At 68.2% G+C, this 13,239-nt stretch carries 12 protein-coding genes; 4 read left to right on the top strand and 8 right to left on the bottom strand.

The genetic code is table 11. The features are described 5' to 3' along the window. Positions 1-124 precede the first annotated feature (124 nt). Positions 125-2,272, top strand: coding sequence for an excinuclease ABC subunit UvrB (gene uvrB, locus QHF84_RS25650; protein ID WP_281316043.1), 2,148 nt, complete (start codon positions 125-127; stop codon positions 2,270-2,272). A 31-nt stretch (positions 2,273-2,303) separates the two neighbouring features. On the opposite strand, the gene QHF84_RS25655 is transcribed toward uvrB, so the two are convergent. Continuing rightward, entirely contained in the window at positions 2,304-3,113 is an 810-nt protein-coding gene (locus QHF84_RS25655) for a DUF309 domain-containing protein (protein ID WP_281316044.1), read from the bottom strand. A gap of 328 nt (positions 3,114-3,441) precedes the next feature. On the opposite strand from QHF84_RS25655, the gene QHF84_RS25660 reads away from it, so the two are divergent. Together QHF84_RS25660 and QHF84_RS25665 are read left to right on the top strand one after the other, a co-directional pair. Continuing rightward, positions 3,442-5,664, top strand: a complete 2,223-nt coding sequence (locus tag QHF84_RS25660) for a DUF4215 domain-containing protein (protein WP_281316045.1) — start codon at positions 3,442-3,444, stop codon at positions 5,662-5,664. 116 nt (positions 5,665-5,780) lie between these two features. After that, positions 5,781-6,443, top strand: a complete 663-nt coding sequence (locus QHF84_RS25665) for a thioredoxin family protein (RefSeq protein WP_281316046.1) — start codon at positions 5,781-5,783, stop codon at positions 6,441-6,443. A 2-nt stretch (positions 6,444-6,445) separates the two neighbouring features. Here QHF84_RS25665 and QHF84_RS25670 read toward each other — a convergent pair whose 3' ends face one another. From QHF84_RS25670 to QHF84_RS25700, 7 genes are read right to left on the bottom strand one after another with little or no spacing between them, the layout of a single operon-like run. After that, the gene (locus QHF84_RS25670; protein WP_281316047.1) at positions 6,446-7,399 is read right to left on the bottom strand and encodes a hypothetical protein; all 954 of its coding nucleotides are present in this window, start codon (positions 7,397-7,399) and stop codon (positions 6,446-6,448) included. After that, positions 7,384-8,184 (bottom strand): DUF455 family protein, encoded by an 801-nt coding sequence (locus tag QHF84_RS25675; protein ID WP_281316097.1) that lies wholly within the window; start codon positions 8,182-8,184, stop codon positions 7,384-7,386. The genes QHF84_RS25670 and QHF84_RS25675 overlap by 16 nt, the downstream gene beginning before the upstream one ends. 13 nt (positions 8,185-8,197) lie before the next feature. After that, on the bottom strand, positions 8,198-9,535 hold the full coding sequence (locus tag QHF84_RS25680) for a tolB protein (protein ID WP_281316048.1): 1,338 nt from the start codon (positions 9,533-9,535) through the stop codon (positions 8,198-8,200). After that, entirely contained in the window at positions 9,526-10,359 is an 834-nt protein-coding gene (locus QHF84_RS25685; RefSeq protein WP_281316049.1) for an energy transducer TonB, read from the bottom strand. The genes QHF84_RS25680 and QHF84_RS25685 overlap by 10 nt, the downstream gene beginning before the upstream one ends. After that, positions 10,356-10,796, bottom strand: coding sequence for a biopolymer transporter ExbD (locus tag QHF84_RS25690; protein WP_281316050.1), 441 nt, complete (start codon positions 10,794-10,796; stop codon positions 10,356-10,358). The genes QHF84_RS25685 and QHF84_RS25690 overlap by 4 nt, the downstream gene beginning before the upstream one ends. A 9-nt stretch (positions 10,797-10,805) precedes the next feature. Continuing rightward, positions 10,806-11,492: a MotA/TolQ/ExbB proton channel family protein gene (locus QHF84_RS25695; RefSeq protein ID WP_281316051.1), complete on the bottom strand. Its 687-nt coding sequence runs from the start codon at positions 11,490-11,492 to the stop codon at positions 10,806-10,808. 12 nt (positions 11,493-11,504) lie between these two features. Next, the gene (locus tag QHF84_RS25700) at positions 11,505-12,071 is read right to left on the bottom strand and encodes an OmpA family protein (protein ID WP_281316052.1); all 567 of its coding nucleotides are present in this window, start codon (positions 12,069-12,071) and stop codon (positions 11,505-11,507) included. Positions 12,072-12,250: 179 nt separating this feature from the next. Here QHF84_RS25700 and QHF84_RS25705 point away from each other — a divergent pair, with 179 nt between their 5' ends. Then, positions 12,251-13,234, top strand: a complete 984-nt coding sequence (locus QHF84_RS25705; RefSeq protein WP_281316053.1) for a nitronate monooxygenase family protein — start codon at positions 12,251-12,253, stop codon at positions 13,232-13,234. The last annotated feature ends 5 nt before the right edge of the window (positions 13,235-13,239 follow it).

Here is a 13,239-nt window from a genome sequence, read left to right on the forward strand (position 1 = left end):
TTTCGGTCGGGTTCTTTCGGGTAGCACGCAACAACCCGAGCGAGAAGGAAGGCTTGCACCGAGGGTCACGCATGGGCGCGTCGGGTTGCACGGGCTCCACTTGGCGACTAGGTTGCCCGCCCTCGTGTCAAGGCGTTTCGAGCTCGTCTCAGGCTTCACCCCGTGTGGCGACCAACCTCGCGCGATCGAGGAAATCTGCGGGGCCTTCGGACGGTCGGAGACCTTCCAGTGTCTGCTCGGCGTCACCGGCAGCGGCAAGACGTTCACGGCGGCCAAGGTCATCGAGCGCCTCCAGCGCCCGACGCTCGTCCTCGCGCCCAACAAGACGCTGGCGGCCCAGCTCTACGGCGAGATGCGCGAGCTCTTCCCGAACAACGCCGTCCACTACTTCGTCAGCTACTACGACTACTACCAGCCCGAGGCGTACGTCCCCGCGAGCGACACCTTCATCGAGAAGGACGCCATCATCAACGACGCCATCGACCGGATGCGCCACGCCGCGACGCACGCGCTCTTGTCCCGGCCGGACGTGCTCATCGTCGCCTCCGTGAGCTGCATCTACGGCATCGGTTCGGCCGAGAGCTACCACGGCCTGCTCATCAAGATGGAGCGCGGGCAGGAGCTGCGCCGCGACGAGCTCCTCCGTCGCCTCGTCGACATCCAGTACGACAGAAACGACATCGACTTCCACCGCGGCACCTTCCGCGTGCGCGGCGACGTCGTGGAGATCTTCCCGGCGTACGAGGAGAACATCGCGATCCGCATCGAGTTCTTCGGCGACGAGATCGAGACCATCAAGGAGGTCGATCCCGTCCGCGGCAAGGTGCTCGGCACGCTCGACCGCGTCGCGATCTACCCCGGCTCGCACTACGTCACCGAGCAGCAGCAGCTCCGGAACGCCATCGCCTCGATCCGCGAGGAGCTGCGCGATCGGCTCGACTTCTACGACAAGGCCGGCCGCTTCCTGGAGAAGCAGCGCATCGAGCAGCGCACGATGTACGACCTCGAAATGCTCGAGCAGATGGGCTTCTGCAACGGCATCGAGAACTACTCGCGCCACCTCTCGGGCCGGAAGCCCGGCGAGCCGCCGCCCACGCTCATCGACTACTTCCCGAAGGACTTTCTCCTCATCATCGACGAGTCGCACCAGACGATCCCGCAGGTCGCGGCGATGTACCGCGGCGACCGCGCGCGCAAGGAGACGCTCGTCGAGTACGGCTTCCGCTTGCCGAGCGCGCTCGACAACCGGCCCCTCAAGTTCGAGGAGTTCGAGTCGCACTACGACCGCGTCCTGCTCGTCAGCGCCACGCCCGGCGAGTACGAGCTCGAGAAGACCGGCGGCGTCGTCGTCGAACAGATCATCCGCCCGACGGGCCTCACCGATCCCAAGATCGTCGTCCGCCCCGTCGGAGGTCAGGTCGACGATCTGCTCGAACGCATCCGCGAGCGCGTCTCGGTGAACGAGCGTGTCCTGGTCACCACGTTGACCAAACGCATGGCCGAGGATCTGACCGAGTACTACACGGAGCTCGGCGTCCGCGTCCGCTACCTGCACTCGGACATCGACACGCTCGAACGTGTGGAGATCCTCCGTGATCTCCGGCGCGGCGAGTTCGACGTCCTCGTCGGCATCAACCTCCTGCGCGAGGGCCTCGATCTGCCCGAGGTCTCGCTCGTCGCGATCCTCGACGCCGACAAGGAAGGCTTCCTCCGCAGCCCGCGCTCGCTCATCCAGACGATCGGCCGCGCCGCGCGTAACGTCCGCGGCGAGGTCATCATGTACGCCGATCGCGAGACGGACGCGATGCGTTACGCGATCCAGGAGACGAACCGCCGCCGCGAGATCCAGAGCGCATACAACGTCGCGCACAACATCACGCCCGCGACGGTCACGAAGGCGATCCTCGATCTCTCGCCGACCTCCGGCGCGCGCGACTACTACGCCGTTCCCAAGGGCGGACGCGGCGCCGCAGCCTCCGGCAAGGACGCCGCACCGACGGGCGCCGATCTCGCCGAGCGCATCGAGGCGTTGCGCCTCGAGATGTTCGCTGCTGCGGAAAACCTCGAGTTCGAGAAGGCGGCGCGCCTGCGGGATCAGCTCCGCGCGCTCAAGGGTGAGCTCGAAGATTCGGGCGCGGAGGTTCCGCCTCCGGCGACGAAGACCAAGCCTCGCGCGAAGGCCAAGACGGGCGAGGCGCAGCCGGCGGCGCGCGGCGCGAAGAAGTCGAGCTCGCGCGGCGGCGGCGGCACGAGCCGGGGCCGCTACCGCTGAACGGCGGCGACCTTCCGGGCTCGGTTCGATCTCACTCGCTGCGGCGGATGGCGGGGATGTAGCGGGCCTCGATCGGCCCCTCGGCGCCCGTTGCTTCGAGCGCCTCGATGTCGGCGTGCACGCGCGACACCTCTTCCACCACGGACTTCACGTCGAGCCCCGACGTCCCTTCGGGCGCGTCGCGCAGTTTGTCGAGGGCGAGCTCCAGCAGTTGCGCGGCTCCGCTCGGGCTCTTGGCGCGATGCAGTTTGTGCATCGCCGTCGCCACGAGGATCAGCCCCTTGACGAACTCGCGCGACGGATCCGTATCCGGCCGCGTGCGCCGGTAGTCCTCCCAGATCTCGTGCGCGTCGTAGAACCGCTCGGCGGCGTACGCGTCGAGGCCGTTCTGGAACAGCGTCTCCGGATCTTTCGAGGGCGGAGAAACGCGCGGCTCGAGCACGGGCCCTTGGCCCACGCTCTTCAGCGGCGGAATGAACGCGTCTTCCAGGTTCTTCTGCGCGATCGACAGCAAACGCTTGATCTCTGCCAGGCAGATGCGCGTCGCGTCGCGGAACGTGGCGAGATCGATGCCGCCGTGGACATCGGGCAGCGCGTCGAGCTTGATCAGCGCGCGCTCGAGCAGGTGCACCGATCCGCGCAGCTCCGCGTTGTGACGAACCTTGTGCATCGCGTTCGTCACTTGAATGATCGCCTGCAAAAACCGGCGATTCGTCTCGTTTTGCTCGTCCTGGTAGACCTGCGTCCAGATGTCGTAGGCATCGAAATGGCAACCGGCGCGGTACGCCTCGAGACCCCGATTGAAAGCAGCTTCACGATCTTCGTTCGCGTCGTCGGCCATGGCGGCGTGGGAGACGATACACGACCCGCTAGGGGTTTGAAAGGGCGGGTGCGTGCTCCTCGCCGATCTCTCATCGACCGGACGGGCTCGTGCCCGTGATCCTGCGCCAGCGGATCGACGCTTCCGGTCTGTCCGGGGACCTGTAGAGCACCTACCCGATCCACCTCACAATTCAGCGACACGAAGCTGACGCCGCGATCATCTCGAACGGCGCCTCGCTTTTTACGGCTCGCGTTTCGCTCGTGTCCCGCATCGTGGATCCATCCGCCCGTGTGCCGCTCGCTTGGGCGTCTCCGGATCGGACGACAACATTCTTCGGGAGAACTTCATGATCGTAACGATACGAACGAGCCTGGTCCTTCTCCTTTCGACGGCGGCGCTCGTGGGCGCTGCCGGCTGTAGCGACGACGAGCCGCTCCCGTTCGGCACATCCAGCTCGAGCGGCAGCGGTGGAATGGGCGGGACCGGCGGCATGGGCGGGACCGGCGGGATCGGCGGCATGGGTGGTATGGGCGGTATGGGCGGCTCCGGCGGCACGCCGGACGTCTGCGGCGACGGCGTGGTCCAGGAGGCCTGCGACGACGGCAATACGACGGCGGGCGACGGCTGCGACGACGCCTGCGCCGTCGAAGCCGGCTTCCAATGCACCGGCGCGCCCTCCGTGTGCACGTCCATCTGCGGCGACGGCCTGGTGAAGGGCGCCGAGACCTGCGACGACGGAAACACGTCGCCCGGCGACGGCTGCGACGCCGCCTGCGCGATCGAGGCCGGCTACGAGTGCACCGGCGAGCCGAGCGCCTGCTGCGCTCCGCAACCCGAGACGTGCGACGGAATGGACAACGATTGCAATGGCGTCCCGGACGAGGGGTGCGATTGCGTCGACGGCGCCACGCAGGCCTGTTACACGGGGCCGATGGACACCCAGGGCGTCGGCCAATGCGTGGGCGGCAATCAGACCTGCGCGGGCGGGCAATGGGGCACCTGCATCGGCGAGGTCGTCCCCGGGATGGAGGTCTGCGACGGCGTCGACCAGGATTGCGACGGCACGCCGGACGACAGCATCGGCTGCATCTGCATGCCCGGCACCACGCAGGCCTGCTACACGGGCCCGATGAACACGCAGGGCATGGGCCAATGCGTGGCCGGCACCGAGACCTGCGCGCCCGACGGCAAATCGTACGGCCCTTGCGTCGGCCAGGTCCTCCCCTCGACGGAGAACTGCGTCACCCCGATCGACGAAGATTGCAATGGCGCCGCGCTCGCTTGCACCGGGGCGCACGTCGTCAGCCGGGCCTATGGCGACGCCTCGGCCCAGCAGGGCCTCGCGCTCGCCGTCGATTCCATGGGCAACGTCCTCGTCGCGGGCAACTTCGCCGGCACGATCGATTTCGGCGGCGGCGCGCTCACGAGCGCCGGCGGCGTCGACGTCTTCGTCGCGAAATTCACCCCGCAGGGCAACCACGTCTGGTCCAAGGCTTACGGCGGCGCCGGCGATCAGCTCGCCACGGGCATCGCCGTCGACGCCCAGGGCAATACGTTCGTCACCGGCAATTTCTCCACGACGATCACCATCGGCGCCACGACCCTCACGACCGGGGGCGCCGACGATTTCTTCGTGGCGAAGCTCGACCCCGCGGGCGCCGAGCTCTTCGCCAAGGGATTCGGCGCGAACTTCACGCAGACGTCCTCCGGCATCGCCGTCGACAATGCGGGCAACGTCGTCCTCACCGGCGCATTCTCCGGCACGTTCCCCTGGGGCATGACGATGCTTTCGGGCGCCGGCAACCTCGACGTCTACGTGGTGAAGATGGACAACGCGGGCAACCCGATCTGGGGCAAGGGATTCGGCAGCGCGCAGAACCAGCAAGGGCTCGACGTCGCGACCGACGCCGCCGGCAACGTCATCATCGTCGGCGGCATGGAAAACACCGCTGATTTCGGCGGCGGCCAGTTCGTCGCCACCGGCGGCGAGGACGTCTTCGTCGCGAAGTTCGGCCCCACGGGCAATCACCTCTTCAGCAAGCGTTTCGGCGACGCCTCGGATCAGCGCGCCCTCGCGGTCGCCGCGGATCCGAGCGGCAACATCGTCGTCACGGGCCAGTATGCGGGCACGATGGACCTCGGTGGCGGCGCGTTCACCAGCGTCGGCGGCGACGATGGGTTTCTCGTGAAATTCGATCCGAACGGCACACACGCCTGGAGCAAGACCTTCGGCGCCGTGAGCGCGCAACGCGGCAAGGACGTCACGACCGATACTTTCGGCAACATCCTCCTCACGGGCGAATTCTTCAGCGTCGTCGGGTTCGGCGCCAATACGATCGCCACGGCGGGCATGGCCGACATCTTCGTCGTCAAGCTGAACCCCGCGGGCGCGCAGGTTTGGCTCCGCGGCTTCGGCGCCGCGCAAAACGACCGCGGCGAGGCCGTGGCCGTCGACGCGACCGGCGCCGCGTGGTTCACCGGCTCGTTCGTCGGAAACGTCAATTTCGGCGGCGGCGCCCTCGCGGGCGGCGCGGCCGACAACGTCTATCTCCTCGGCCTCGCGCCGTGAAGTGGGCCCATCCTCCTTGCGCGTGATCCGGCTGCGGGGGCGAGCGAAACGGCGCGCTCGCCCTCGCGCCCGCGATGTGTGTGGACCTTCGGGCGTTTCGGGGCTACACCTCCCAGGTGACGAAGGATCAAGGGAAACGCGGGGGGCGGGGTCGTAAAAAGGGCAAGGAGGCACCCGCGAAGGGCTCCTGGGGCAGCCTCGCCGCGGCGATCGGCGCCGTCGCGATGCTCGGCGCCCTGCTCTACGGCTCCTTCAAGGCGGAAGATCGCACGGCCTCGGTGAGCCCCGAGCCCGCCACAGCCGTCACGACCACGCCGCCCGCCGTCACGACCGCGCCCGCGCCGGCCCCTGGGCCTCCGCCTGGAAAAGGGGCGAATGGCGAGAACTGGAACGACGCGCAGATCGCCTGGCAGAGCTACGAGGCCGGCATCACCCGCGCGAAAGCCGAGAACAAGCCGGTTTGCCTCGTCTTCTACACCGCCTGGTGCCCCCATTGCCGCAATTATGCGAACGTCTTCCAGGATCCGCGCGTCGTCGCGCGTGCCAAGGATTTCGTGATGGTTCGCGTGAACCCGGATGACGAGTCCGCGATCGGCGACAAATACGCCCCCGACGGCTCGTACGTCCCGCGCACGTTTTTCCTCGCCCCGGACGGAGCGCTCATGACCGACGTCCACGCGCCGCGTCCCAAGTTCCAGCATTTCTACGACGAGAATGACCCGTCGTCGTTGCTCGGCGGCATGGACGCGGCCCTGCGCAAGCTCGCGCGGCCGATGTGAGCCTACTCCTCCGGATCCAGATCCGGACGGCGCTCCCCCATTCCGATCCCCCACCCCATCGAATACCGCGCGTTGATCTCGCAGCGCGGATTGAACTGCAAATTCCCCTTCTCGTCCCGCCAGCGGAACGCGTCGAGTCCGAACGGCCCGAAATACCCCGCGGCCGCGAGCGCGGCGCCCGCTTGCTCGACCGCCTGCGCGAGGAGCTCCGTCTCCTCCCGGCCAATCTCCCCGGGCTTCGCGGGGCGCGTCGCGAGCCACGTCCCGTCCGGCGCCGTCTCCTGCCACGTCGGCGCGCCGAGCGAGGTTCGCCCCTCGCGTGACACGAACCCGTGCCAACCGAAATCGGCCACGCGATCGACCCACGGCTCGACCACGAGCGCGCCGAACGAGCGCAAGGACGCTTCAATCCAGCCTCGCGCCGCGCCGAGCACCTCGTCCTCCCGCGCCCGCCGCCGCCCGCGCCCCGCGAATCCATGCGGCCTGCGCAAAAGCCAGTTTCCCCCCGGCGACGGCGCCGCGAGCGCCTCGCGCACCTCGTCGAGCGTCGCCACCGTTCTTTGCCCCGGCAGCGTCGCTCCGAGCGCGAGCGAAAATCGCCGATCGTTCACCCGGCGCAGCACCTCGTACGCAGGCGCCGCGGGCACACGCGCCCCTGCTTGCGCGAGCGCCGCGAGCGCGCGCGGCGTCGGCAACCACGCCCTTCCAACGGCCCCCTCCGCGCGCTTTGCCTCGTCCGGATCACCAAACAGCAATATATCGGTCGGACGCACCAATGCCCCGAGCCGCCCCGCGAGCTCCGGCAGCCGCGCCCGCGCCGCTGCCCCGAGCGTCCGTCGTGCGTCTTCCAGCTCGACCTCCGCGCCGAGGTTCAGGAGCCACGCGGTTCGGGGGTTTGGGGGCGTAGCTCGGCTCGTCCGAGCGTAGTCCCCAAGCGTCGTCAACGAGGCGCCCATTTGTCGAGCTCCTGCAAAAACAGCTCGGGAAACCCCGCGCGAATCCGATCCGCTCGATTGAGCGGCGTCCCTCGCATCACCATCGGCGACAGCGGCTCCGGCAGATGCGCGCGCCACGCCTCGAAATCGAGCCCCTCAGTAAAACGCCGGAACCACCGCAGCCCGAAGCGCACGTGCGGCACCTCCTCGGCGCAGACGATCTCCTGGATACGCGCCCCCTCCTCGTCCCCGATCGCGCGAAATCGCCCGGCGAACCGCGCCGTATGGTCGAGGTTCCCCCCTTCGAGCCCCATGCCCATCACGGCCGCGAAATGCGCCGGCGATTTCGACCGCGGCACCCGCTCCCAGAACCAGTCCCGCACCGGAAACTCCCCGAATGCGTGACCGAGCCCCTCCATGTACCGCGCATACATCGCCATGTGACGGATCTCGTCCCCGGCGATCCGCAAAAGCCCCTTCTTGAAGGCCCTCGGCGCCTCTGGAAACGCGAGCAGCGCCCAGGCCATCAGCTCGGCGGCCTGCAATTCGTGATGCAGGAACGTGTGCACGAGCTGCGCCCGCCGCGCCGGGTCCCGGATCGCATCCGGCCCCGGCGATTTGTGCGCCCGTTTCGCAATCTGGAGCGAGCTCGGCCTCCCCGGCCGCTCGATCCGCCGCGCGGGCGCATCCTCTTCCCATCCCGCGGGCACGGGCGGCGGGGCGAGCTTGTGCCCGAGCTCCTCGCTCGTCACGTAATCGTATGCCCAGCGCTCTGCCGTCCCTTCCGGCGGGATCGGGATGTCCATCACGACGTGCTCGTCAGTTCTTAGGCTCGTTCTTCAGCTCGACCCCGCGTCCGGGAGGGAGTGGATCCCATCGTAACGAATCTCCGACGAGTGTCGAGATCCGCTTGGGCCTGCCGCCGTCGAGCCGCATCACGTAGAGCCCCGGCCCCTCGCCCGACGTCCGCGTCGAGAAAAAGGCCACGAGCCGCCCGTCGGGGCTGCACGCCGGATATCCATTGCGCCCTTGCCCCTGCGTCAGCCGCACCATCGCGCGCCCGCGTTCGTCCGTCGACACGAGGTCCGTATCTTTGCCGACCCCCACCGCGAACACCGCCCGCACCCCGTCCGGGTGATTGCAGAACGTCGGAGCCGACGCGAACAAACCATCCGGCGAAATGGGTTTGTCCTCCACGTAGATTCGTTGCCCGAACCGCCCCTCCCCCGAATACGCGAGCTTGCCGCTCGGCGTGAACGTCGGCCGGAGGGCCATGCCCACCTCGCTCGCGGGCGCGAGGCTCGCGAAATCCGGGCCCACGAACATCTTGATCGTGCCCCCGTCCGCGACCGACACGGCGACACGCGACCTGTCGCGCGAAAACGCGAGCCCGTACACCGAGCCCTTGACGGGCAAATCCACCGCCCGCCCGCTCGCCGTCCGGATGCGATATTCCCCGTTTTGCGCGCTCGCCGCCCAGTAAAGCTCGTCCCCTTTTCCAAACGCCGGCGCGACCGCGATCTCCTCCGTCGGTGAAACCGGCTTCGGATCGTGCCCATCTGCATCGACCGTGAACACGCGCCGCAGCTTGCCCACCCCCGCGACGAACGTCATCCGGCTCGCGAACCCGCCATTTTGCCCCGTCAGCGCCCCGATCACGAGATCCGAGATCCGGTGCGCCTCCTCTCGCAGATCCGACGCCGGAATCAAAAACCGTTTGTCGAGAACGGCCGCCGCCCCGTTGCGCACGAAATACACCCGGGCCCGGAGCTCCACCTTGTCTTGCCCCGGCACCGGCCGCGCGCGCGCCTCCACGAGCGCCTCGACCTTCTTTTTCGCCCAGATCGAGACGTCGAGCGTCTCCGCGCCCCACGCCTCCTCCGGCGCGTCGTCGTCCGTGAGCACCTCGAATTCGCCCGAGAGCTCGAGATCACGCCGCGCCACGCTCCGCATGATCACGTCCTCCTCGTCCCAGCTCGACGAGGGCAGGACCGCGATCCGCGGCAAAGGCCGCGTCGCCCCGGCCACGACCACGATGTTGCCGAGCAGATCCTCCGGCGAAGGAGGCGTCTCCGCGGGCGCGGGCTCCTCCGCGAACGCGGAGACCGAGACCGACGAGATAACGGCGAGGGCGAGCAGGGTCTTCTTCAATCGCATCGCTCCGGCGTGCAGGTGAAGGTCAGCGAGATCTGGCTCTGGACGATGTCCGGGTAATTCTCGGGCGGCGGCGGCAATTCCTCGCCCCTTGCGCCCTCCAGCGCGGCGCGCGCCGCGGCATCGAATGCGGCCTGGCCCGAGGGCACGATCGCGAAGCTCGCGACCGATCGCCCGCCCGAGAGCGTCACCGTCGCGGCCACACGGAATTTCGTAATTTCATCAGGCGACAAACCAGATCCCGAGACGCGGAACCTGCGGCTGAACCAGCTCCGGATCTTCTCCCGGTAGATGTCCACCGCGCGCGCCTTCAAGGGATCCATCTCCGTCCCGCCCTTCACGCCGTCCTCGTGGCCTTTTTCATCCACGTTCGGCGGGGGCTCGACCTTCGCGGGCTCCTCGATCGGCGTCTCGACGGCCTTCGCGACTTCGACCTCGGGCGGCGGCACCGGCGTCTTCGCCTCGGCCACCTCGATCTCTTTCGGCGGAATGGCCTCCTCGGTCTTCTCCGCCTTCGTCGAGACGAACGCTTTTTCCTCGACGCGGCGCTTCGCCCGAGGCTTCAGCCATCGATCCGGCAGCTTCGCCGGATCCCGCTTTCCGCCGAGCTTCAAGGCCGGCGCCGCGTCGAGGTCGAGCACGGGCACCACCTTCACGGGCACGCTCGGCCCCTTGTCGATCTCCGGCGCCAGTGCCGGCCGATCGAGATTCGCCGCGCGCAGGAGCAAGAGTGCCCCGCCCTGGAGCCCGACCGCGCAGATCACGGCCAGCACGATCTCGTGGGCCCGAAAATCGCTTTTCGTCGACGGCGCCGCGTCCGCGCTCACCGGACCGCCTCCCGCCCCTCGTCGGGCTCCGGCTCGACCAGCAGATTGAGCCCCTGCACGCCCGCCGAGCGCGCCGCCGCGACCACGCGCGCGACCGCCGCATACCGCGCGTCCTTGTCGGCGCGGATGTAAAGCTCTTTCTCTTTTTGCACCCGCGGGTTCGTCGCGAGCACATCCTCGACGCTCGTCGTCACGTCGTCCTCACCAAAGAGGATTTTTTCCTCCTTGGTCACCGTCACGACGAGCTTCGTGTCCTTGACGGGCGCCTCCGTCGCCTCGACCTGCGGCAATTCGACCCGCAGGCCCGACGCGAGCAGCGGCGCCGTCACCATGAACACCACGAGCAGGACCAGCATCACGTCGACGAGCGGCGTGACGTTGATATCGCCGAACCCTTTTCCCCTGCCCCGCCTCGATCCGCCGGTCGACATGCCCATGATTGGTCCCTAGCCCTGCGTGCTCGGCTTCGGCAGCGTCGCCGGCACCTCGGAGACGAGCGCGACCCAGCCCTCGCTCGCCGCCTCGATCGCCGACAGAAGCGCGTCGATCCGCTTGTTCAGCGCGTTGTACGCGACGACCGCCGGAATGGCCGCGGCGAGGCCAATCGCCGTCGCGATGAGCGCCTCGCCGATCGCGGGCGCCACGACCGGCAAGCTCGCGCTCTTCGCCTGCCCGATCCTCAAGAACGCATCCATGATCCCGTACACCGTGCCAAACAGCCCGACGAACGGCGCGGCCGAGGCAATCGTGGACAGCGAGGCCATGAGCGATCCGGCCCGCTGCTCCTGATCGACGAGCGCGCGTTTGGCCACGGAATCGAGCAATTTCGGGCTGCCCGCGCGTTTTCCGAGCTCGAGCACGACCACGGCGCCTGGAGCGTCCGCATACCGGCTCGCCGCGGCGAACAGCGCATCGGCCGAGAGCGCCTGCTTCGCCTCCTGCTGGAAACGCCGCTCCGCCCGGCTCAGCCGGCCGAGCTGCAGCGCCTTCAGGAGGGCGATGATCCAGACCATGACCGCCGCGGCCACGAGCAGCCAGACCACGACGAACACAGGCCCGGACGAATGCAGGACGAGCGAGACCGGATCCAGACGGATCGGCGCCGCGGCGGTTTCGATCGGCGTATCGATCATGGTGTTTCCTTCTCAGTCGGCGAGATACACGTCGACCTTGCGATCCTGGGCCCAACCTTCCTCGTCGACCCCGGTCGCCTCGATTTCCCCGCGCGACGACGTCTCCACGCGCGACTTTTCGAGCCCCTTCTTGCCGAGGAAGTCCGCCACGTTCCCGGCGCGCTTCTGGCCGAGGCCGAAGTTGTATTCGGTCTCTCCGCGCGGATCGGCGTGGCCCACGAGCTTCATTCCTTTGCCGGCGAGCGGGCCCGTCGTGAAGCAGCGGGCGAGCGCTTCGAGCGCCTTCGTCGCCTCCGGCTCGAGGTCGGACGAGTCGAACGCGAAACGCGCGCGCGGAATGTCGCCGCACGCCTTCACGATACGATCCTCGATGTGCACCGAGCCGGCGGTGGGGGTGGTCTTGTCCTTCCTCACGGGCGCGGCTTGCGTGTTCGCGACCGCGGGTGCTGCCGCGGCCGGGGCCTTCGGCGCGGCTGCCGCGGCGGCCGTGCTCGGCGTGGCCACGGGATCCGAACCACAACCGATCGAGAGCGCGGCGAGCGTGGTGCTGAGGAGGGTGATGACCTTGAGACGCGACATGATTCCTCCGGCGGGACGCCCCCCGGCGTCCATCGAGTCGCGCTTACCACGTCGCTCGCGTTCGGGCACAAATTTGGCGAAACCCGAGCACTTGGTATACAGGCCATGATCGCAGCCCTCTTGACGTGAGGCGCGTCTCGGGCCTACGACTTCGTACGCTTCCCCGGAGGACCCCGACCATGCCGATTCCCAAGATCCTCGAAGGCCGCCTCACGCTCCCCGTGATCGGCGCGCCCATGTTCATCGTCTCGGGCCCCGAGCTCGTCATTGCCCAGTGCAAGGCCGGCGTGGTTGGGTCCTTCCCGGCGCTCAACGCGCGCCCGAAAGAGCAGCTCGAAGTCTGGATCACGCGGATCAAAACCGAGCTCGACGAATACCGCGCGCAAAACCCCGGCGCCCGTGTGGCGCCGTTCGCGGTCAATCAGATCGCCCACCGCTCGAATGATCGGCTCGAGCACGACATGGAGGTCTGCGTCCGGCACCAGGTGCCCATCATCATCACGAGCCTGCGCCCGCCGGCCGAGGTGGTGAAGGCCGTGCATTCGTACGGCGGCATCGTGCTCCACGACGTCATCAACGTGCGGCACGCCGAAAAGGCGATCGAGGAAGGCGTCGACGGCCTCATTCTCGTCTGCGCGGGCGCGGGCGGCCACGCCGGCATGCTCTCGCCGTTCGCGCTCGTCGCCGAGGTCCGCAAGTTCTACCAGGGCACGGTATGCCTCGCCGGCGCGATCTCCTCGGGCCGCGACGTCCTCACCGCGCAATCGATCGGCGCCGACCTCGCCTACGTCGGCACGCGCTTCATCGCCACCGAGGAAGCGAACGCGATGCCCGAATACAAGCAAATGCTCATCGACACGACCGCGAAGGACATCGTCTATTCGTCCCTCTTCACGGGCGTCCACGGCAATTACCTCAAGCCCTCCGTCGCGGCGGCCGGGTTCGACCCGGACAACCTCCCCTCGGCCGACAAATCCACCATGAACTTCAACTCCGGCGGCAACATGGCGGCGAAGGCGTGGCGCGACATCTGGAGCGCGGGCCAGGGCGTCGGGAGCATCACGGACGCCCCGAGCGTGGAGACGCTCGTCCGACGCATGCGCTCCGAATACGACGCCGCGTGCGGGGACATCCTCGACCGTTCGAGCGCCTTCCGCGGATAGATCTG

It is taken from the genome of Polyangium sp. y55x31, assembly GCF_029946505.1.
Classification (GTDB): Bacteria; Myxococcota_A; Polyangia; order Polyangiales; family Polyangiaceae; genus Polyangium.